The organism is Aminobacter sp. MET-1 (assembly GCF_026521175.1).
Taxonomy (GTDB): Bacteria; Pseudomonadota; Alphaproteobacteria; order Rhizobiales; family Rhizobiaceae; genus Aminobacter.
Map to the genome: position 1 here is coordinate 64,662 of NZ_JAMSHL010000015.1, position 18,359 is coordinate 83,020.

The following is an 18,359-nucleotide window of genomic DNA, read 5'->3' on the forward strand; positions in this document are numbered from 1 at the left end:
GCTTTTTGCTGCCTGATCCTTGTTGCCTGCCGTTGCTTTGGAGTCTCAGTAGATTCGCTTCGCGGTCATCAAATCGCAGCGATTTTCAATCGGTGCTTGCCACGGAATCAAGTCTCTGATTCTCTGACCTAAAGCGTTTCCTGATTTGAGTCGCGTAACGCGTAACCCGCGTTTTCATCCGGAAGGTCAACTTCCGGAGGGCTAAGATTCAGTCTTTGGAATCAGGATGTTGTGCTTGGCATTGAGAGGGGATTTCCGGGGATGAAGTCGAAGCACGTTGCTGTCTTGATGGGTGGATTCTCGTCCGAGCGGCCCGTGTCCCTTTCATCAGGGAATGCCTGTGCGAACGAGCTGGAAAGCGTGGGCTACAAGGTCACGCGGGTCGATGTCGGTCGCGATGTCGGCGAAGTGCTCGCGGCGCTCAAGCCCGATGTCGCCTTCAATGCCTTGCATGGGCCGTTCGGCGAGGATGGCACGATCCAGGGTGTCCTCGAATTCCTTGCCATTCCCTATACGCATTCCGGCGTTCTGGCCTCGGCGCTCGCCATGCACAAGGATCAGGCCAAGAAGGTCGCCAGGGCGGCCGGCATTCCGGTGGCCGAATCCAGGATTCTCGACCGTTTCACCATCTGCAACGAGCATCCGATGAAGCCGCCCTATGTGGTCAAGCCGGTCGCCGAGGGGTCGAGTTTCGGCGTGGTGATCGTGAAGGAGGATCAGTCGCATCCGCCCCAGATCATCTCGTCGCCCGAGTGGCGCTATGGCGAGACTGTCATGGTCGAGCGCTACATCCATGGGCGGGAGTTGACCTGTGCGGTGATGGGTGATGTGGCCCTGGGCGTGTGCGAGATCGTGCCGACAGGGCATTCCTTCTACGACTACGATTCAAAATATGTTCCCGGCGGCTCAAAGCACGAATGCCCCGCGAAAGTTTCACCGAATATTTACCAAAAAATACAAACACTGGCGCTCAAGGCTCACCAAGCGATCGGGTGCCGGGGCGTTTCCCGGTCTGACTTCCGGTACGACGACCGCCATTCCGAAAATGGAGAGGTCGTCTGGCTGGAAATCAATACGCAACCCGGGATGACGCCCACGTCGCTGGTGCCGGAAATCGCTGCCCAGGCTGGGCATTCGTTTGGTGATTTGTTGAGTTGGATGGTGGAGGACGCTTCGTGTTTGCGGTGAGGTCGGGATACGGCAGGGAGGTGCGCGGCGCGAAGTCCGGCGTCTTCGGGCTGTCCCTGTCTGCGGAGCACTTCGTGCTGCCGCGGCTGCTGCGCAAGCCTGTCCGCATCCTGGCGCGCTTCGGGCGCGGCGAGTTCACGCCTCCGCCTTATGCCGCAACGATGCTGACGGCGTCGTTCCTGGCCGCAAGCTCGCTTTATGGCGCCTATCTGGGCGGTCACATGCCTGCAATGGTGCAGGGTGTGACGGCCCGCAGCGGTTTTGCCGTCGATCAGATCAAGGTTTCCGGGAATCGCGAAACCTCCGAGATCGACATCCTCGACAAGCTGGAGCTCGATGGCTGGACGTCGCTGGTCGGCTTCAATCCCGAGAGTGCGCGCGAGCGCATCGTTTCGCTGCCGTGGGTGCGCGAAGCAGCCGTCCGCAAGGTCTATCCGAACACGATCGAGGTCCGCGTCGACGAGCGCGATGCCTTTGCCATCTGGCAGCATGGCAGCCAGCTCAGCGTCATCGAGAAGGATGGCGCGGTGATCGCGCCCTATGTCGGCGGTCGTCAGGCGATGCTGCCGCTGGTCGTCGGCCTGGGCGCCGCGGAAGGTGCTGCGGCTTTCGTCGCCAAGGTTCAGGCTTATCCCGAGCTGGCGTCGCGGGTGCGCGGCTATATCCGCGTCGGCGAGCGCCGCTGGGACATGCGTCTCGACAACGGCATCACCGTCAAGCTGCCCGAGACCCAGGTCGAGGCAGCCCTTGCCGATCTCGTGGCGCTCGACAAAAGCGATGCGCTTCTGACCCGTGATATCGCCGCGGTCGACATGCGTTTTACGGACAGGCTCGTCGTGCAGCTGACGCCCGAGGCGATGGAGCGTCGCCAGGACGAGCTGAAAGCCAAGCCGAAGGTCGTCAAGGCGGCGACGGGGAAGAGAATATGAGCTGGTTGGGCGGTCAGAAAGATCCGGCTTCGCGCCGCTCGGGCATCCTGACGGTGCTCGATGTCGGTTCGAACAAGGTCTGCTGCGTGGTGGCCAAGCTGAAGCCTGCCGAGGGCAGCCAGCTGCTCAAGGGGCGTACGCACCAGGCCCAGGTCATCGGCATCGGCCACCAGAAGTCGCAGGGCGTGAAGTCGGGCGTCGTCGTCGATCTCGACCGCGCCGAGCATGCCATCCGCCTGGCTGTCGATGCCGCCGAGCGCATGGCCGGGCTGACCGCGGATTCCCTGATTGTCAATCTCTCCGCCGGCCGCATCAAGAGCGAGTCCTTTACCGCCACGATCAATCTCGGCGGGCATGAGGTCGAGGAAGCCGACGTCAAGCGCGTGCTGTCGGCCGGCGCCAAGCAGGCGCTTCGCGCCGAGCGCGAGGTCATCCATTCGCTGCCTATCGCCTTCTCGCTCGATGCCGAGCGCGGCGTGCGCGATCCGCGCGGCATGGTCGGCGATACGCTTGGCGTCGACATGCATGTGCTGACGGGTGATTCCGCGCCGCTGCGCAATCTCGAACTCTGCATCAACCGCTCGCACCTTTCCGTCGAGCAGATGGTGGCGACGCCCTATGCCAGCGGCCTTGCCGCGCTCGTCGACGACGAGCTGGAAATGGGTGCTGCCTGCATCGACATGGGCGGCGGCACCACGACGCTGTCGGTCTTCTCCGAAGGCCGCTTCGTTCACGCCGATGGGGTTCCCGTCGGCGGCAACCACGTGACCATGGATCTGGCCAAGGGGCTGTCGACCCGCCTCGACGATGCCGAGCGACTCAAGGTCATGCATGGCTCGGCTCTGCCCGGCAGCACCGACGATCGCGACCTGATCAGCATTCAGCCGATCGGCGTCGATGACAATGAAGTGCCGCTGCAGATCCCGCGTTCGGTGATGACCCGCATCATCCGCGCCCGCATCGACGAGACGCTGGAGCTTTTGCGCGACCGTCTCAACAAGTCCGGCTACGGCAATGCCATCGGCAAGCGCGTGGTGCTCACCGGCGGTGCAAGCCAGCTGGTGGGGTTGCCCGAGGCCGCGCGTCGCATTCTCGGCCGCAACGTTCGCATCGGCCGCCCGCTCGGCGTGGCAGGCCTGCCGGAGGCGGCCAAGGGGCCAGCCTTCGCAACCGCGGTCGGGCTTCTGATCTACCCGCAGATGGTGGGCATCGAGAGCCAGTCGGCGAAGGGGATGTCCGGTTACAGGGCGACCGGGACGGGCGGAAGACTGCATCGCATGAGTCAGTGGTTGAAAGACAGTTTTTAGGAATTGACGGGGTCAGCCCCATAGAAGGCCGCACGGCGAAGCGGCTTCAAAGGCAAAAAGGACGAGGACTATGACGATCAATCTCAAGAAGCCGGACATCACCGAGCTCAAGCCACGCATCACCGTGTTCGGTGTCGGCGGCGGCGGCGGCAACGCGGTCAACAACATGATCACTGCCGGCCTGCGCGGCGTCGAGTTCGTGGTGGCGAACACCGACGCCCAGGCGCTGACGATGTCGAAGGCCGAGCGCCTCATCCAGCTCGGCGCGCATGTCACCGAGGGCCTGGGTGCCGGTTCGCAGCCCGAGGTCGGCCGGGCGGCTGCCGAGGAGTGCATCGACGAGATCATCGATCACCTGTCCAACACCCACATGTGCTTCGTCACCGCCGGCATGGGCGGCGGCACCGGCACGGGTGCTGCTCCGGTCGTGGCCCGCGCCGCGCGCGAAAAAGGCATCCTGACCGTCGGCGTCGTTACCAAGCCGTTCCACTTCGAAGGCCAGCGCCGCATGAAGACGGCCGACTATGGCATCGAAGAGCTGCAGAAGTGCGTCGACACGCTGATCGTCATCCCGAACCAGAACCTCTTCCGCCTCGCCAATGACAAGACGACCTTCGCGGACGCTTTCGCCATGGCAGACCAGGTGCTCTATTCGGGTGTCGCCTGCATCACCGACCTGATGGTCAAGGAAGGCCTGATCAACCTCGACTTCGCCGACGTCCGTTCGGTGATGCGCGAGATGGGCAAGGCCATGATGGGCACCGGCGAAGCTTCGGGCGAGGGCCGCGCAATGGCCGCTGCCGAGGCTGCGATCGCCAACCCGCTGCTCGACGAAACCTCGATGAAGGGTGCGCGGGGCCTGCTGATCTCGATCACCGGCGGTCGCGATCTGACCCTGTTCGAAGTCGACGAAGCTGCAACCCGCATCCGCGAGGAGGTCGACCAGGACGCCAACATCATCCTGGGCGCCACCTTCGACGAAGACCTCGAGGGCGTCATCCGCGTGTCGGTGGTTGCCACCGGCATCGACAAGACCGCCGCCGACATGGCAGCAGCGCCGATCTCCATCCGCCAGACGCCGAAGCCCACTCAGCAGCAGCGTCCGGCCGAAGTGCGCCCGGCACCGCAGCAGGCCGCTCCGGTCGAGCAGCCGCGCATGGAAGTGCGCACCAACGATCCGATCGCCGAGGCCATCCGTCTGGCCGAGGCCAATGCAGCTGGCATGGCCCAGCCGCGCCCAGCCGCGCCGACTGAGGATTTCCGCCCGCAGAGCAAGCTGTTTGCGGCTCCGCCGGCCCAGCCGCAGCCTCAGCCGCAGGCCTACCAGCCCGCGCCGCAGCCGTTCCAGCAGCCGGCTCCGCAGCAGTTCCACCAGCCCGCTCCGCAGCAGGCGGTGCAGCCGGCTCCGGTCGCCCCGCGCATGCCGCGCGTCGAAGACTTCCCGCCGATGGTGAAGGCAGAGGTTGCCGCCAAGGCGCAGCCGGTCGACCATGAAGAGCGCGGCCCGATGGGCCTGCTGAAGCGCCTGACGAGCGGCCTGACCCGCCGCGAGGAAGAGCCTGCTCGCCTGCAGCCTGCGCAGCCGCGTGAGCCGAAGCTGCGCCAGCCGGCCCCGGAACAGCGCCGCGCCGTCAGCCAGGAATCGCAGCTTTACGCGCCGCGCCGTGGCCAGCTCGACGACCAGGGTCGCCTTGCGCCGCAGGCACGGACTCAGGAAGACGATCAGCTTGAGATTCCGGCGTTCCTGCGCCGGCAAGCAAACTGATCTGTGAACGGCCGGTAACATGGTTTGAAAGGCGGGCGTCTCGACGTCCGCCTTTTGCTCTGAAAAGGTCATTTAAAACATGAGCTTGTCAGAGCGAGTCGAAGTGGCCTCGCAGTTACACGGAGTAAGAAACCGTGATTTGGAGTCTCTCATCCGGAAGACTATCTTCGCGCCGTCTGGTGCATTTGACCGGGAGTCGGTCTTGGCTTTCGGAAGAAGCAGCAGCCAGATTTGAAATTTCGAGGCGCCTTTCGCCAGTTCTGACGAACGCATGGCGCCTCAAATTCGGCCGGACGGGTGCAAAGGGGATGAGGCCCCGTCCATCAGAGCCGAGAAGGGCCTGTCGCCGTAGAGCGATAGAACAGGCCTGATGTGGACGGGCATATGGGGATCGATTTGCAGGATTTTCAGACAACACTCAAATCGCGCGCGACCCTGTCGGGGATCGGCGTGCATAGCGGTAAGCCCGTGTCCATCCATTTCCTGCCGGCGGATGCCGACACGGGTGTGGTTTTTCACGTTGATGGCCGAGAGTTCCGCGCAATTGTGTCAGAAGTGGGTGCAACGGATCTTTGCACCTTGCTCGGCGATCCCGCGGGCGTCCATGTCGCCACGATCGAACACCTGATGGCCGCACTGTTCGGCCTCGGCATCGACAATCTAGTGATCGAAGTCGAAGGCGCAGAAGTTCCGATTCTCGACGGCAGTGCTGCGCAGTTCGTCGAAGCCATCGACCAGGCCGGCATCGAGACGCTCGACGTCAAGCGCCGCTATATCCGCGTGCTGAAGCCGGTGCGAATCGAAAGCGGGGCCTCCTGGGCCGAGTTCCGCCCCTATGGCGGCACGCGCTTCGAGGTCGAGATCGATTTCGAGAGCCCGGCCATCGGCCGCCAGTCCTTTGCCTCCGACATCAACGACGATATCTTCCGCAAGGAGATTTCGCGGGCCCGCACCTTCGGCTTCATGAAGGACGTCGAGCGCCTGTGGGCAGCCGGCTATGCGCTCGGCTCGTCGCTGGAGAATTCGGTTGTCATCGGCGATGACGATCACATCATCAATATGGAAGGCCTGCGCTTCTCCAACGAGTTCGTGCGTCACAAGACGCTGGACGCGATGGGTGACCTCGCGCTTGCCGGCGCGCGCTTCATCGGCTGCTTCCGCTCCTATCGCGGTGGCCACAGGCTCAACGCATCTGCCCTGCGTCGCCTGCTTTCCGATCGTTCGGCCTTCGAAATCGTCGAAACATCGCGTCGCGAGCGCGGTCGTTCGGCCGAACTCATCGCCGTCAGCGCGGCTGTCCACGCGCCCTGGATGCTCTGATCGCAGCCTTGCGGGGAAGGGTGGTGTGACCTTGTTGCACCACTCGACCGGCGAAATGGCATGTGCGTTCACGTGCCACAAAATTGCGCGATTGGCCGCTGATAGCGTTGCCCGGCACGGCCAGTTGTGATCTATGGCCAGTGCCTAAAAGCGAAACAGCGCCGAAGGGGCGGAACTCAGTGATGTCATTGATACGAGCCGATCGATCGAAATTGCGCGTGACGCCTCTTGCTGTGGCGCTGTCGCTCGTCATTCCGACGCTTGCGCTCTCCGGTTGCATGTCCGGCGAAGCCGATGTCGATCTGGCGACCTATGTCGAGCAGACCGAGCCGGCCGACGTGCTCTACAATCAGGGTCTTGCCAACCTCAATGCCGGCCGCCTGAAAGAGGCAAGCCGCAAGTTCGAGGCGGTCGACCGTCAGCACCCCTATTCCGAGTGGGCCCGCAAGTCGATGGTGATGGGCGCTTTCGCCAGCTATCGCCAGGGCTCCTATGAAGAAGCCATCAATTCGGCGAAGCGTTATCTCGCGCTCTATCCTTCCACCGACGACGCCGCCTACGCCCAGTACATCATCGGCCTGAGCTATTTCCGCCAGATTCGCGACGTCACGCAGGATCAGAAGGAAGCGCGCCGGACCATCGAGGCGATGCAGGAAGTGGTGCAGCGCTGGCCGGCATCGGAATATGTCGACGACGCCAATGCCAAGATCCGCTTTGCCCGCGACCAGCTCGCCGGCAAGGAGATGCAGATCGGCCGCTATTATCTCGAGCGTCGCGAGTTCATCGCTTCCGCCAAGCGTTTCCGCAACGTGGTCGAGAACTATTCGAACACGCGCCACATCGAAGAAGCGCTCGCTCGCCTCGTCGAGACTTACTACGCGATGGGCCTGACCTCGGAAGCGCAGACGGCAGCTGCCGTGCTCGGCCAGAACTATCCCGACAGCCAGTGGTACAAGGATTCCTACAAGCTGTTGCAGACCAACGGCCTGCAGCCGCGCGAGAATGCCGGCTCATGGATTTCCAAGGCCGGGAAAATGTTCTCCGGCGCCTGACCGCAATTCGATGCTCTCCAGACTGTCGATCCGCGATATCGTCCTGATCGAACGGCTGGATATCGATTTCACGCCAGGCCTTTCCGTGCTGACCGGCGAGACCGGCGCCGGCAAATCCATCCTTCTCGACGCATTGTCGCTCGCGCTCGGCGCGCGCGGCGATGCGTCGCTTGTCCGCCACGGCACCAACCAGGGGCAGGTGACGGCCGTCTTCGACGTGCCGCGCAACCACCCGGTGCGCACGCTTCTGGCCGACAATGCCATCGAGGATGACGGCGACGTCATCCTGAAGCGCGTGCAGACGGCCGACGGGCGCACCCGTGTGTTCGTCAACGACCAGCCCTCCAGCGTGACGCTGATGCGCGACATCGGGCGCGCGCTGGTCGAGATCCATGGCCAGCATGACGACCGCGCCCTTGTCGATGCCGGTGCGCATCGCGACGTGCTCGATTCGTTCGGCGGCCATGTCGGCGAGGCCAAGGCGACGGCCGAGGCGTGGAAGTTGTGGCGCGGCGCAGAGCAGGAGCTTTCGCGGCACCGTGCGCGCGTGGAGGCTGCCGCCCGCGAGGCTGAATATCTGCGCGCTTCGGTGACCGAACTCTCCAAGCTCGATCCGCAACCGGGTGAAGAGAGCGAACTCGCGGAACTGCGCGCCGCGATGATGCGGGTCGAAAAGATCGCTTCGGAAATCCAGGATGCACAGGACGTGCTGTCAGGCTCGTCGTCGCCGCTGCCGCAGCTGGCGAGCCTGTTGCGCCGCCTGCAGCGCAAGGCGGCCGAAGTGCCGGGCCTGCTCGACGACGTCGTGAAGTCGCTCGACGAGGCGATGATCTCGCTGGATGCGGCACAATCGGGTGTCGATGCAGCGCTCAGGGCCACCGAATACGACCCACAGCGGCTGGAAAAGGCCGAAGAGCGGCTGTTTGCGCTGCGTGCCGCCGCCCGCAAGCACAATGTCGCCGTCGACGACCTGGCCAAGCTGCGCGACACGATGGTCGCCGACCTTGCCGATCTCGACGCCGGCGAGGGGCGCCTGAAGACCCTGGAGGAGCAGGCGCGGGCCACCCGCGAGGCCTATGACCGGATCGCGGCGAACCTGTCCGGATTGCGCAAGGTGGCAGCCGAGAGCTTGCGCAAGACCGTCATGGCCGAACTGCCGGAACTGAAGCTCGAGCGTGCCGAATTCCTCGTCGAAATGTCGAGCGAGACCGACAATCGCATGCTCGAAGGCATCGACCAGGTCGAGTTCTGGGTGCGCACCAATCCCGGCACGCGGGCCGGGCCGATGATGAAGGTGGCTTCTGGCGGCGAGCTGTCGCGCTTCCTTTTGGCGCTCAAGGTGGCGCTTGCCGATCGCGGCTCGGCGCCGACGCTGGTGTTCGACGAAATCGATACGGGCGTTGGCGGTGCGGTGGCCGACGCCATCGGCCAGCGGCTGGCGCGGCTCTCCAGCCGTGTGCAGGTGCTGTCGGTGACCCACGCGCCCCAGGTGGCGGCGCGGGCGGCGACGCATTTCCTGATCTCCAAGAAGGGCAATACCGACCGGGTCGCGACCGGGATCCACGAGATGGACCGTCCGGCGCGCCAGGAAGAGATCGCCCGCATGCTTTCTGGGGCGACCATCACCGAGGAGGCGCGCGCCGCCGCCGAGCGCCTGCTGCGCGAGAACACGGCCGCTATCTCCTGACTTGCCCGAAGGCCAGGCTCCTGATGTCAGGAGCCTTTGCGACCCCGCCGATTTGACGTGGAATTCGCTGGGGGCGGCTCCCGCGCCGGCGCATCCTGATCTATGGTGCCGGCCATTAGAGCATCCTTTGTGCGTCCGAACGGACGCTCAAAGGATGCTCTAACTTATTGAGTCTGCGCATCGTGCTTCCCGAAAATCGGGTCCGATTTTCGGGCCGACGCGCTAAGATGGAGTGCACCATGTCCGAAAAGCCGGTCGAATCGCTGAGCGAAGCCGAGGCCGCAGCCGAGCTCGAACGGCTGGCGCTGGAGATCGCCGGTCATGACCTGCGCTACCATGCCGAGGATGCGCCGACCATTTCGGATGCGGATTATGACGCACTGCGCCGCCGCAACCTCGCGATCGAGCAGCGATTCCCCAATCTGGTGCGCGAGGATTCGCCGTCGAAGTCGGTAGGCGCGGCCGTTTCCGAGAAGTTCGGCAAGGTTACCCATGTCGTGCCGATGTTGTCGCTCGACAACGCCTTTGCCGATGAGGATGTCAGCGAATTCGTCGGCCGCATCAGGCGGTTTCTCAGGCTCGGCGCGAGCGAGCCGGTGGCGATCACCGCCGAGCCCAAGATCGATGGCCTGTCGCTGTCGATCCGCTACGAGAACGGCAGGCTGGTGACGGCGGCGACGCGTGGCGACGGGCAGGTGGGCGAAAACGTCACCGCCAATGCGCGCACCATAGCCGACATCCCCAATGTGCTGTCGGGCGACTTTCCCGAGGTGCTGGAGGTGCGCGGCGAGGTCTATATGAGCCATCTCGATTTCGCCGAGCTCAACCGGCGCAACGAGGAGGCGGGCAAGCAGATCTTTGCCAATCCGCGCAATGCCGCCGCCGGTTCGCTCCGCCAGCTCGACACTTCGATCACCGCAAGCCGACCGCTGCGCTTCTTTGCCTATGCCTGGGGCGAGGTGAGCGACATGCCCGCCGATACCCAGATGGGCATGGTACAGGCCTTTGGCCGCTACGGCTTCAAGGTCAATCCGCTGATGAAGGTGTTCGACAGCGTCGACGGGCTCCTGTCGCAATACCGGATGATCGAGGCCAATCGCGCCGGGCTCGGCTACGACATCGACGGCGTCGTCTACAAGGTCGACCGGCTCGATCTGCAGCAGCGCCTTGGCTTCGTGTCGCGCAGCCCGCGCTGGGCGATTGCACACAAGTTCCCGGCCGAGAAGGCAACGACGACCTTGCTCGGCATCGACATCCAGGTCGGCCGCACCGGCTCGCTGACGCCGGTGGCAAGGCTGCAGCCGGTGACCGTCGGCGGTGTGGTCGTGACCAACGCCACGCTGCACAATGAAGACTACATCAAGGGCATCGGCAACAGCGGCCAGCCGATCCGCGACGGCCGCGACATCCGCGTCGGCGACACTGTCATCGTCCAGCGGGCAGGGGACGTCATCCCGCAGATTCTCGACGTGGTCATGGAGAAGCGTCCGGCGGCCGCTGAGCGTTACCAGTTTCCAACGCGCTGCCCGGCCTGCGACAGCCATGCCGTGCGCGAAGAGGGCGAGGTGGTGCGGCGCTGCACCGGCGGCCTGATCTGCCCGGCCCAGGCTGTGGAGCGCCTGCGCCATTTCGTGTCGCGCAACGCTTTCGACATCGAGGGCCTTGGCGAAAAGCAGATCGAGTTCTTCTTCCAGTCGCAGGACCCGTCGCTGCATATCGGCTCGCCTGCCGACATCTTCACGCTGAAGAGGCGCCAGGAAGGCTCGCTGACCAAGCTCGAAAACATCGACGGTTTTGGCGCGACCTCGGCACGCAAGCTCTATGCGGCGATCGACGACCGACGCCAGGTCGAGTTTTCGCGCTTCCTGTTTGCGCTCGGCATCCGCCATATCGGCGAGACGAATGCCAAGCGGCTGGCGCGCCACTACATCAGCTTCGACGCGTTGCGAACCGCGGGCATGGTTGCGGTGATGCCCGAGGGCAAGGGCGACAAGGGCAATGCCGCCTGGCAGGAACTGACCGGGATCAACGGCATCGGCACCATCGTCGCCGAGGCGGTGGTCGAGTTCTTCGCCGAGGAGCACAACAGGCAGGTGGTGGAGGCGTTGCTGGCCGAGGTTGTGCCGCTCGACGAAGAGCGCATCGGCGACGTGTCGTCGCCGGTCTCCGGCAAGACCGTGGTCTTCACCGGATCGCTTGAAAAGATGTCGCGCGACGAGGCCAAGGCCATGGCCGAGAAGCTGGGCGCCAAGGTTGCCGGATCGGTGTCGAAGAAGACCGATCTTGTGGTGGCGGGGCCAGGCGCCGGCTCGAAGCTGAAGACGGCAAGCGAACTTGGCATCGAGGTCATATCAGAGGACCAGTGGTTCGAACGCGTCGGGCAGGTGGGCTGACCGACTTCATGCGTGCACTTGCCATTGATTTCGAAACTGCCAACGAAAAGCGCAGCAGCCCGTGTTCCGTTGGCCTTGCCTGGATCGAGGACGGCGCGGTCATCCGCGTCGAGGAGCGGCTCATCCGGCCCAGGGACATGCGCTTTTCACGCTTCAACATCGCCGTCCATGGCATACGCCCTGAAGATGTCGAGGACGCTGCCGAATTCCCCGAGGTTATGGAGGAGTTCGAGGCCGATCTTTCCGACACGCTCGTCATCGCCCACAACGCGTCGTTCGACATGAGCGTGCTCAGGGCGAGCTATCAGCTCTATGGCGTCAGCTGTCCCGACATCGACTATGTCTGCACGCTCAAGATGGCCAAGGTGGTGTGGCGTGAGCTTGCCTCGCACCGGCTCAACGAGGTGTCGCGCCATATCGACTTCTCGTTCAGGCACCACAATGCGGCCGAGGATGCGCATGCATGCGGCGAGGTGGCTCTGGCTGCGGCGCGCAAGCTGAACGTGTCGTCGCTGCGCGACCTGCCGATCAGGCTCGATATGACGACCGGTCGTCTCCATGCGGGCGGCAACACGCCTTGTTCGGTGAAGCCGGCGCCGAGGAAGCCGAAAAAGAGCTGAGTTTCGCTGATGCCTTGGCTCAAGCGAATTGATGTGACAGCGACGAACGACTGACCTATTCAAGGCCTCTTTCAGGGAGGCTTGAAGCGTGAGCGATCGTCTGGCGCAGTTTGCGCGCGGTGCCCGGATGAGCGTGCCGGTGGTGGTCGCTTCGGGACCCTTTGCCGTGCTGTTCGGCGCGCTGGCCGTGGACAACGGCTTCACGGTGGCCGAGGCCACCTTGATGAGCGCCACGATCTTCGGCGGGGCCAGCCAGCTGGTCGGCATCGAGCTGTTCGGGCAGCACGTCGCGCCGTGGCTGATCGTGCTGTCGATCTTCGCGGTCAACTTCCGCCATGTGCTCTATTCGGCCGCCATTGGCCCGCACATCGCCCACTGGCCCTGGGTCCAGCAGGCAATCGCCTATTTCTTCCTGACCGACCCGCAATATGCCGAGGCCGAGCGCATTCGCGAGCAGGGCAACAAGGTCAGCTTCGTCTGGTACATGGGCATGGCGCTGACGCTCTACACATGCTGGGTGGTGGAGAGCGGCATCGGCGCGCTGTTTGGCCGGTTGATCCCCGACACCCATGCGCTGGGCCTCGACTTCCTGCTGCCGATCTATTTCCTCGGCATCGTCATGAGCTTCCGCAACCGGCCGCGCTGGCTGCCGATCGTGATTGCCAGTGCGATCGCCTCGATGGTTGCCTACAAGACCGTGGGTTCGCCCTGGCATGTCTCGCTCGGCGCGCTTGCCGGCGTGCTGTTTGCCGCGGCAATGCCTGTCCGCACGGCAAAGGCCAACTCATGAGCACGACATTCTGGATCATCATTGCCAGCGCGGTGGCGACCTACCTGACGCGCGTCGGCGGCCATCTGGTGCTGTCACGCTTCGAACGCCTGCATCCGCGCGTCGAAGCCGGGCTCAATGCGGTGCCGGCTGCGGTGCTGACCACCCTTGTGGCGCCGGCCACCCTGTCGGCCGGACCGGCTGAACTGGCGGCACTTGCGGTTGCGGCAGTCGTTTCGCTGCGCAGCGGCCTGATGGCGATGTTTTTGGCCGGGGCTGTGACCCTGATCGCGCTGCGGCACTTTATCGGCTGAGTTCAGGGACCGTGCCGCCGCCTTCCTAAAGCGGCCGGCAAACCGCCGGCCCCAGATGAGGCCGGCAGCAAATCATTCGGCTAGTGAATGGGCGTCGTCGCCTTTTCCAGCCAGGCGAGCGTTTCGCCGTCCAGCATCGGTCCGATCTCCATCAACACCCGGGCGTGATAGGCGTTGAGCCAGTCGAGTTCGTCGCGGGTGAGAAGGTCGGTGCGCAGCAGCCGCTGGTCGAAGGGCGCCAGCGTCAGCGTCTCGAAACCATGCATGGCGATGTCGCCGCCCGGCAGCTCGTCGGGGCGCGTCACCAGGATCAGGTTCTCGAGGCGGATGCCATAGTGACCTTCCTTGTAGTAGCCGGGCTCGTTGGACAGGATCATGCCCGACAGCAGCTTTTCCATGCCGGTCTTGGCGATGCGCTGCGGACCCTCGTGCACGGCGAGATAGGAGCCGACTCCGTGGCCGGTGCCGTGGGCGAAGTCCAGCCCGTGACGCCATAGCGCCATGCGGGCGAGCGCGTCGATATCGGCGCCGCGCGTGCCGGCGGGAAACCGCACCGTCGAGATGGCGATCAGGCCCTTGAGCACGAGCGTGAAGCGTTCGCGCATCTCCTCCGAAGGCTTGCCGACAGGGACGGTCCGGGTGATGTCGGTGGTGCCGTCCTGATATTGGGCGCCCGAATCGAGCAGGAACAGTTCGCCGTCAGCCAGCACGCGGCTGGTCTGGCGCGAGACGCGGTAGTGCATGATCGCACCATTGGGGCCGGCGCCCGAGATGGTGTCGAAGGACACGTCGCGCAGCGGCATCTGGGTTTCTTCGCCGGTGAGGCGACGGGCTTCCTCCAGCCTGGTGACGACTGATATCTCGTCGATGCTGCCAGGCGCCTGGCGATCCAGCCAGCACAGAAGCTTGGCGACGGCGGCACCGTCGCGACGATGGGCGGCACGGGAGCCTGCGATCTCGGCGCTGTTCTTGGTGGCGCGGGGCAGGCGGGCAGGGTCCGTCGCCAGGATGAGCGAGCCGCCATTGTCCTCGATCAGGGCGCGCAGCTTTTCGGCCGCGAGGGCCGGGTCGAGCGCAATCTGCCGACCAGAGCGGGCGAGGGCGGCGATGTCGGCTTCGAGGTCGGCGGGCGCCTTGATGTCGGCAAGCTGGGTCAGATAGGCCTCTTCGGTGCGGCCGAGCTTGCGCTTGTCGAGATAGACGGCATGCGAGCCGTCGGCCGCAAGCACGGCAAAGCCGAGCGCCAGCGGCGTGTGGGGCACGTCGCCGCCACGGATGTTGAAGGTCCAGGCCAGCGACGATGGGTCGGTGAGCACGGCGTGGGTTGCGCCTTCGGCCGAGATGGCCGCGGCGAGGCGCTTGAGCTTGTCCTTGGCCAGCTCGCCGGCAAAAGTTTCCGGATGTATCTCGACCTTGGCATGCGGTGCGTCCGGCTGGTCCTGCCAGACGGCGTCGATGGGGTTCTCTGTCAGCGGCACGAGCGTTGCGCCGACCTTTTCAGCCGAGGCCTTCAGCGCCTTGACGTCGCCGATGGTGTGCAGCCACGGGTCGAAGCCCAGGCGGGTGCCCTTGGCGAGGTTTTCGCGGATCCACAGGGCAGGCGGGGTCTCGATCAGGCTCTCGATGGTGAAGATGCCGAGATCGACCTGGTCGCGCACCTGCAGCGTGTAGCGGCCGTCGACGAAGACATAGGCGCTGTTGGCAAGCACGATGGCGACACCGGCCGAACCCGAGAAGCCAGTCAGCCACTTCAGACGCTCGGAACGGGCGGCGACATACTCGCCCTGGTGCTCGTCGGCGCGGGGCACGATGAAGCCGTCGATGCCGTTCTGCTTCATCCACTGACGAAGCAGGGCGACGCGCGGTTTGCCGACGCTTGGGTCGCCTGATGATTCAAAGGACTGGAACATGGTTGTTTCCCGGGAGAGCTTGATTGTCGGCGACGTTATCGTCGCGTGCAAAGACTGGCAACGCCGCCGGCTTGGGCCAGCGGCGGCGGTCCTGGCGATGACGCAAAAACGGCGTCAGTTCTTGAGGTGGATCGTGACCCAGCCTTCCCTGTGGAAGGTCTCTATGTGGCGGAAGCCTGCCGCGACATAGGCTTCGAGCACCGCGTCATGCTGGCGGTCGAGGATGCCCGACAGCACCAGCGAACCGCTGGCGGCCAGATGTGCGGCCATCTCGGGGGCGAGCAGGATCAGCGGCTGTGCCAGGATGTTGGCGACGATCAGCGCGAAGGGGCCGCGCGCGGCGAAGATCGGGTTGTCGAAGCCTTCGGCCGTCGCCGTCTCGACATGGGCCTCGACGCCGTTGAGGCGGACATTGGCGGCGGCGACATCGGTCGCCACCGGGTCGATGTCGGTGGCGAGAACCGGGATCGGCGCCAGCTTGGCGACCGCGATTGCCAGCACAGCACTGCCGGTGCCGAGGTCGAGCGCGTTGACCGGCTTCTCTGAGGTCACGACCTTTTCGATCATCTCCAGGCAGCCGGCCGTGGTGCCATGGTGCCCGGTGCCGAAGGCAAGGCCTGCCTCGATCTCTATGGCGATCTGTCCGGGGCGCACATCCTCGCGGTCGTGGCCGCCATGGACGATGAAGCGCCCGGCCTCGACCGGCTTGAGGCCTTCAAGCGACTTCGCCACCCAGTCGACATCGGGCAGCACCTCGCGGCCGAGCGGACCCTTATGGCCCGCCTCGGCAACGACCTCGGCCATGCGCCGCGCGATGTCCTCGACCTCGCCGTCGGCATAGAGCGACACCTCGTGGATGTCGCGGTCCTCGTCAACCTCGATCACGGCGATCGGCCAGCCATCTTCCTCGAAGGCGGTCTCGAGGGCGGCGAAGATGCGGTTGGCGGCTTCGCGGCCGGTGGTGATGTGCAGCCGTGTCTGGGTCATGTCGGGGTCCGAAAGGGTCAGCCTTCTTTGGCAAGCCGCTGGAGCTTGGCAAGCGCGGCGGTTGGGTTCTCCTCATAGGCGATGGTGCCGAAGAAATCACCCTTGCTGTTGAGCAAAAGCACCGAGGCCGTGTGGTCCATCGTGTAGTCGCCGCCTTCGGTCGGCACCTTCTTGGAGTAGATGCCGAAAGCCTTGGTCATCGCGGCGATCTTTTCCGGCGTGCCGGTGATGCCGATGATGCGGTCGGACACGTTGGTGACGTAGCTGTTCATCACGTCGGCCGTGTCGCGCTCGGGGTCGACCGAAACGAAATAGGCGCGGATGTTCTTGCCTTCTTCGCCGAGCTGCTTGAGCCAGCCGTCGAGTTCGAACAGCGTCGTCGGGCAGACTTCGGGGCAGTGGGTGAAGCCGAAGAACACGGCGCTCGGCTGGCCACGGAAGGCCGCCTCGGTGATTTCCTTGCCCTTCTGGTCGACGAGGACGAAAGGCGCGCCGAAGGCCTGGGCGGTGTTCTGCTTCTGGTACCAGTCGAAGGTCAGCCAACCGACGCCGGCTGCCATGAGGACCAGAATGCCGGCAAGGATCGTGCGCATCATCGGGGGAGGGTTCTTTCGGTTTGGGGTATCGGCGGGATCAGAAGCACCAGGACATGCCGGCGTCGACGAGCGACATGAAGATTCCGCCCGCTTTGTCCAGCCAGGAGGCGAAGGCAAGACCCGAGGCGGCCGCAAACGCTGCTGCGCCGAGCGCGAGCCACGCGGTCGTCGAGAGCGATATTGGCTGAGCCTGTTTCATCGCTCATTCATAGCGCGATGCGGGCTTTGCCAAAAGTGACATGTTGACGCCGTCTCTGTGCTTGGGAACACCATTTCGCGAGCGCGACGAAGACTTGCGCCTTGCAACCGACGACTGGCGGACCCAAGTTCTGACAGCACCAGATCCCCAGGAGGTTACCATGCGGCTCAGCCTTTTTGTCCTTGCCACCGCAGTTGCATTTGGCGCCACAGCTCCGGCGCTGGCCGAACAGGTGGGCGAGGTCGGCGTCGACTGGCTCGGCAACGACATCCTCGTCGAGGCGATCAAGGACCCCAAGGTCGAGGGCGTGACGTGCCATGTCTCCTATTTCGACCGCGGCGTGATCGACCGGCTGCAGAAGGGAAACTGGTTCGAGAACCCGTCGGACACGGCGATCTCGTGCCAGCAGACCGGACCGATCACCATCGGCGACATCAGTCTGAAGCAGGGCGGCGAGGAAGTGTTCAAGCAGGGCATCAGCCTGATCTGGAAAGAGCAGGTGGTGAACCGCATCTACGACAAGCAGAACCAGACGCTGATCTATCTCGCCCATTCGCGCCAGGTGCAGAACGGCTCGGCCAAGATGTCGATGACGACGGTACCGCTGTACAACCAGAACGTCACCTGGACCAAGGGCAAGCCGCAGTAGCTTGCAGCGCGTGTGGGGCGGGCGTAAACCCGCCTCATGAACGATCAAGCCGACCTTCGCTTCAAGAATGACGAACCGCGCATCCACCCGACCTCGGAGCTGAAAGGCTGCCGGCTCGGCCGCCATGTCGCCATCGGCGAGCGCGTGGTGCTGCGCGAGGTCGCTGTCGGCGACTATTCCTATTTCGAGCGCCATTCGGAGGCGATCTACACCACCATCGGCAAGTTCTGCTCGATCGCGGCCAACACGCGCATCAACGCGCTCGATCACCCGATGGAACGGCTGACGACGCACAAGGTGAGCTACCGGCCGAACGAGTATTTCCGCTATCTCGGCGTCGACGGTGAATTTCGCGAGCGTCGCAGGGCAAGGCCCGTCAGCATCGGGCACGATGTCTGGATCGGGCACGGGGCGGTGGTCATGCCCGGCGTCAGCGTCGGCAATGGCGCGGTCATCGGCGCGAACGCCGTGGTGACCCGCGACATCGCCCCGTTCGAGGTTTTTGTGGGCGTGCCGGCGAAGCGGCTGAAGATGCGTTTTCCGGCGGAGATCATTGTCCGCATAGAGGCGCTTGCCTGGTGGGACTGGCCGGCAGAACGCCTGTTCGAGGCCATTCCCGACATGCAGACGCTGCCGATCGAGGCGTTTCTGGACCGCTGGGGCTAGGCTGTCCG

Annotated in this window: 17 protein-coding genes; 13 read left to right on the forward strand and 4 right to left on the reverse strand. The window is 64.4% G+C overall.

Going from position 1 to position 18,359, the window contains the following annotated elements; genetic code table 11:
* Nucleotides 1–261 precede the first annotated feature (261 nt).
* From NDO48_RS19970 to NDO48_RS20020, 11 genes are all read left to right on the forward strand, one after another.
* On the forward strand, nt 262–1,188 hold the full coding sequence (locus tag NDO48_RS19970; RefSeq protein ID WP_267322212.1) for a D-alanine--D-alanine ligase: 927 nt from the start codon (nt 262–264) through the stop codon (nt 1,186–1,188).
* Nucleotides 1,176–2,117, forward strand: coding sequence for a cell division protein FtsQ/DivIB (locus NDO48_RS19975; protein WP_018428585.1), 942 nt, complete (start codon nt 1,176–1,178; stop codon nt 2,115–2,117). Before NDO48_RS19970 ends, NDO48_RS19975 begins: the two co-directional genes overlap by 13 nt.
* Nucleotides 2,114–3,424 (forward strand): cell division protein FtsA, encoded by a 1,311-nt coding sequence (gene ftsA / locus NDO48_RS19980; RefSeq protein WP_018428584.1) that lies wholly within the window; start codon nt 2,114–2,116, stop codon nt 3,422–3,424. Before NDO48_RS19975 ends, ftsA begins: the two co-directional genes overlap by 4 nt.
* Nucleotides 3,425–3,494: 70 nt before the next feature.
* Nucleotides 3,495–5,189: a cell division protein FtsZ gene (ftsZ, locus tag NDO48_RS19985; RefSeq protein ID WP_267322213.1), complete on the forward strand. Its 1,695-nt coding sequence runs from the start codon at nt 3,495–3,497 to the stop codon at nt 5,187–5,189.
* A gap of 384 nt (nt 5,190–5,573) precedes the next feature.
* A complete protein-coding gene (gene lpxC / locus NDO48_RS19990; protein WP_018428582.1) occupies nt 5,574–6,509 on the forward strand; it encodes a UDP-3-O-acyl-N-acetylglucosamine deacetylase in 936 nt (311 codons plus the stop codon).
* Between the two features lie 182 nt (nt 6,510–6,691).
* On the forward strand, nt 6,692–7,561 hold the full coding sequence (locus NDO48_RS19995) for an outer membrane protein assembly factor BamD (protein WP_026227314.1): 870 nt from the start codon (nt 6,692–6,694) through the stop codon (nt 7,559–7,561).
* Between the two features lie 10 nt (nt 7,562–7,571).
* The gene (recN, locus tag NDO48_RS20000) at nt 7,572–9,248 is read left to right on the forward strand and encodes a DNA repair protein RecN (protein ID WP_267322214.1); all 1,677 of its coding nucleotides are present in this window, start codon (nt 7,572–7,574) and stop codon (nt 9,246–9,248) included.
* Nucleotides 9,249–9,487: 239 nt separating this feature from the next.
* Nucleotides 9,488–11,641, forward strand: a complete 2,154-nt coding sequence (gene ligA, locus NDO48_RS20005) for an NAD-dependent DNA ligase LigA (protein ID WP_267322215.1) — start codon at nt 9,488–9,490, stop codon at nt 11,639–11,641.
* Nucleotides 11,642–11,649: 8 nt separating this feature from the next.
* Nucleotides 11,650–12,261 carry a 3'-5' exonuclease gene (locus tag NDO48_RS20010; RefSeq protein WP_267322265.1) on the forward strand — a complete coding sequence of 204 codons (612 nt, stop codon included), beginning with the start codon at nt 11,650–11,652 and terminating at the stop codon, nt 12,259–12,261.
* A 127-nt stretch (nt 12,262–12,388) separates the two neighbouring features.
* The gene (locus NDO48_RS20015) at nt 12,389–13,051 is read left to right on the forward strand and encodes an AzlC family ABC transporter permease (protein WP_018428577.1); all 663 of its coding nucleotides are present in this window, start codon (nt 12,389–12,391) and stop codon (nt 13,049–13,051) included.
* Nucleotides 13,048–13,344 (forward strand): AzlD family protein, encoded by a 297-nt coding sequence (locus NDO48_RS20020; RefSeq protein WP_018428576.1) that lies wholly within the window; start codon nt 13,048–13,050, stop codon nt 13,342–13,344. The genes NDO48_RS20015 and NDO48_RS20020 overlap by 4 nt, the downstream gene beginning before the upstream one ends.
* Before the next feature lie 80 nt (nt 13,345–13,424).
* Here the strand turns inward: NDO48_RS20020 and NDO48_RS20025 are convergent, their stop codons facing one another.
* From NDO48_RS20025 to NDO48_RS20040, 4 genes are all read right to left on the reverse strand, one after another.
* Nucleotides 13,425–15,254, reverse strand: a complete 1,830-nt coding sequence (locus tag NDO48_RS20025) for an aminopeptidase P family protein (RefSeq protein WP_267322216.1) — start codon at nt 15,252–15,254, stop codon at nt 13,425–13,427.
* Between the two features lie 114 nt (nt 15,255–15,368).
* Entirely contained in the window at nt 15,369–16,241 is an 873-nt protein-coding gene (locus NDO48_RS20030) for a 50S ribosomal protein L11 methyltransferase (RefSeq protein WP_267322217.1), read from the reverse strand.
* Nucleotides 16,242–16,258: 17 nt separating this feature from the next.
* Nucleotides 16,259–16,837, reverse strand: coding sequence for an SCO family protein (locus NDO48_RS20035; RefSeq protein ID WP_267322218.1), 579 nt, complete (start codon nt 16,835–16,837; stop codon nt 16,259–16,261).
* 37 nt (nt 16,838–16,874) lie between these two features.
* Nucleotides 16,875–17,036: a hypothetical protein gene (locus tag NDO48_RS20040; protein WP_018428572.1), complete on the reverse strand. Its 162-nt coding sequence runs from the start codon at nt 17,034–17,036 to the stop codon at nt 16,875–16,877.
* Between the two features lie 160 nt (nt 17,037–17,196).
* Between NDO48_RS20040 and NDO48_RS20045 the strand changes: the two genes are divergently transcribed.
* Together NDO48_RS20045 and NDO48_RS20050 are read left to right on the forward strand one after the other, a co-directional pair.
* The gene (locus NDO48_RS20045; protein WP_267322219.1) at nt 17,197–17,685 is read left to right on the forward strand and encodes a CreA family protein; all 489 of its coding nucleotides are present in this window, start codon (nt 17,197–17,199) and stop codon (nt 17,683–17,685) included.
* A gap of 36 nt (nt 17,686–17,721) precedes the next feature.
* Complete coding sequence (locus NDO48_RS20050; protein ID WP_267322220.1) at nt 17,722–18,351, forward strand: DapH/DapD/GlmU-related protein; 630 nt, start codon at nt 17,722–17,724, stop codon at nt 18,349–18,351.
* The last annotated feature ends 8 nt before the right edge of the window (nt 18,352–18,359 follow it).

What these genes read in the sequence shown, in the direction of transcription:
- NDO48_RS20045 (WP_267322219.1), top strand. Translation starts at nt 17,197, where the DNA reads ATGCGGCTCAGCCTTTTTGTCCTTGCCACCGCAGTTGCATTTGGCGCC.
- NDO48_RS20010 (WP_267322265.1), top strand. Translation starts at nt 11,650, where the DNA reads ATGCGTGCACTTGCCATTGATTTCGAAACTGCCAACGAAAAGCGCAGC.
- NDO48_RS20025 (WP_267322216.1), bottom strand. Translation starts at nt 15,254, where the DNA reads ATGTTCCAGTCCTTTGAATCATCAGGCGACCCAAGCGTCGGCAAACCG.
- NDO48_RS20050 (WP_267322220.1), top strand. Translation starts at nt 17,722, where the DNA reads ATGAACGATCAAGCCGACCTTCGCTTCAAGAATGACGAACCGCGCATC.
- recN (WP_267322214.1), top strand. Translation starts at nt 7,572, where the DNA reads ATGCTCTCCAGACTGTCGATCCGCGATATCGTCCTGATCGAACGGCTG.
- ftsZ (WP_267322213.1), top strand. Translation starts at nt 3,495, where the DNA reads ATGACGATCAATCTCAAGAAGCCGGACATCACCGAGCTCAAGCCACGC.
- NDO48_RS20020 (WP_018428576.1), top strand. Translation starts at nt 13,048, where the DNA reads ATGAGCACGACATTCTGGATCATCATTGCCAGCGCGGTGGCGACCTAC.
- NDO48_RS20015 (WP_018428577.1), top strand. Translation starts at nt 12,389, where the DNA reads ATGAGCGTGCCGGTGGTGGTCGCTTCGGGACCCTTTGCCGTGCTGTTC.
- NDO48_RS19970 (WP_267322212.1), top strand. Translation starts at nt 262, where the DNA reads ATGAAGTCGAAGCACGTTGCTGTCTTGATGGGTGGATTCTCGTCCGAG.
- NDO48_RS20030 (WP_267322217.1), bottom strand. Translation starts at nt 16,241, where the DNA reads ATGACCCAGACACGGCTGCACATCACCACCGGCCGCGAAGCCGCCAAC.
- NDO48_RS20035 (WP_267322218.1), bottom strand. Translation starts at nt 16,837, where the DNA reads ATGATGCGCACGATCCTTGCCGGCATTCTGGTCCTCATGGCAGCCGGC.
- ftsA (WP_018428584.1), top strand. Translation starts at nt 2,114, where the DNA reads ATGAGCTGGTTGGGCGGTCAGAAAGATCCGGCTTCGCGCCGCTCGGGC.
- NDO48_RS20040 (WP_018428572.1), bottom strand. Translation starts at nt 17,036, where the DNA reads ATGAAACAGGCTCAGCCAATATCGCTCTCGACGACCGCGTGGCTCGCG.
- ligA (WP_267322215.1), top strand. Translation starts at nt 9,488, where the DNA reads ATGTCCGAAAAGCCGGTCGAATCGCTGAGCGAAGCCGAGGCCGCAGCC.
- lpxC (WP_018428582.1), top strand. Translation starts at nt 5,574, where the DNA reads ATGGGGATCGATTTGCAGGATTTTCAGACAACACTCAAATCGCGCGCG.
- NDO48_RS19995 (WP_026227314.1), top strand. Translation starts at nt 6,692, where the DNA reads ATGTCATTGATACGAGCCGATCGATCGAAATTGCGCGTGACGCCTCTT.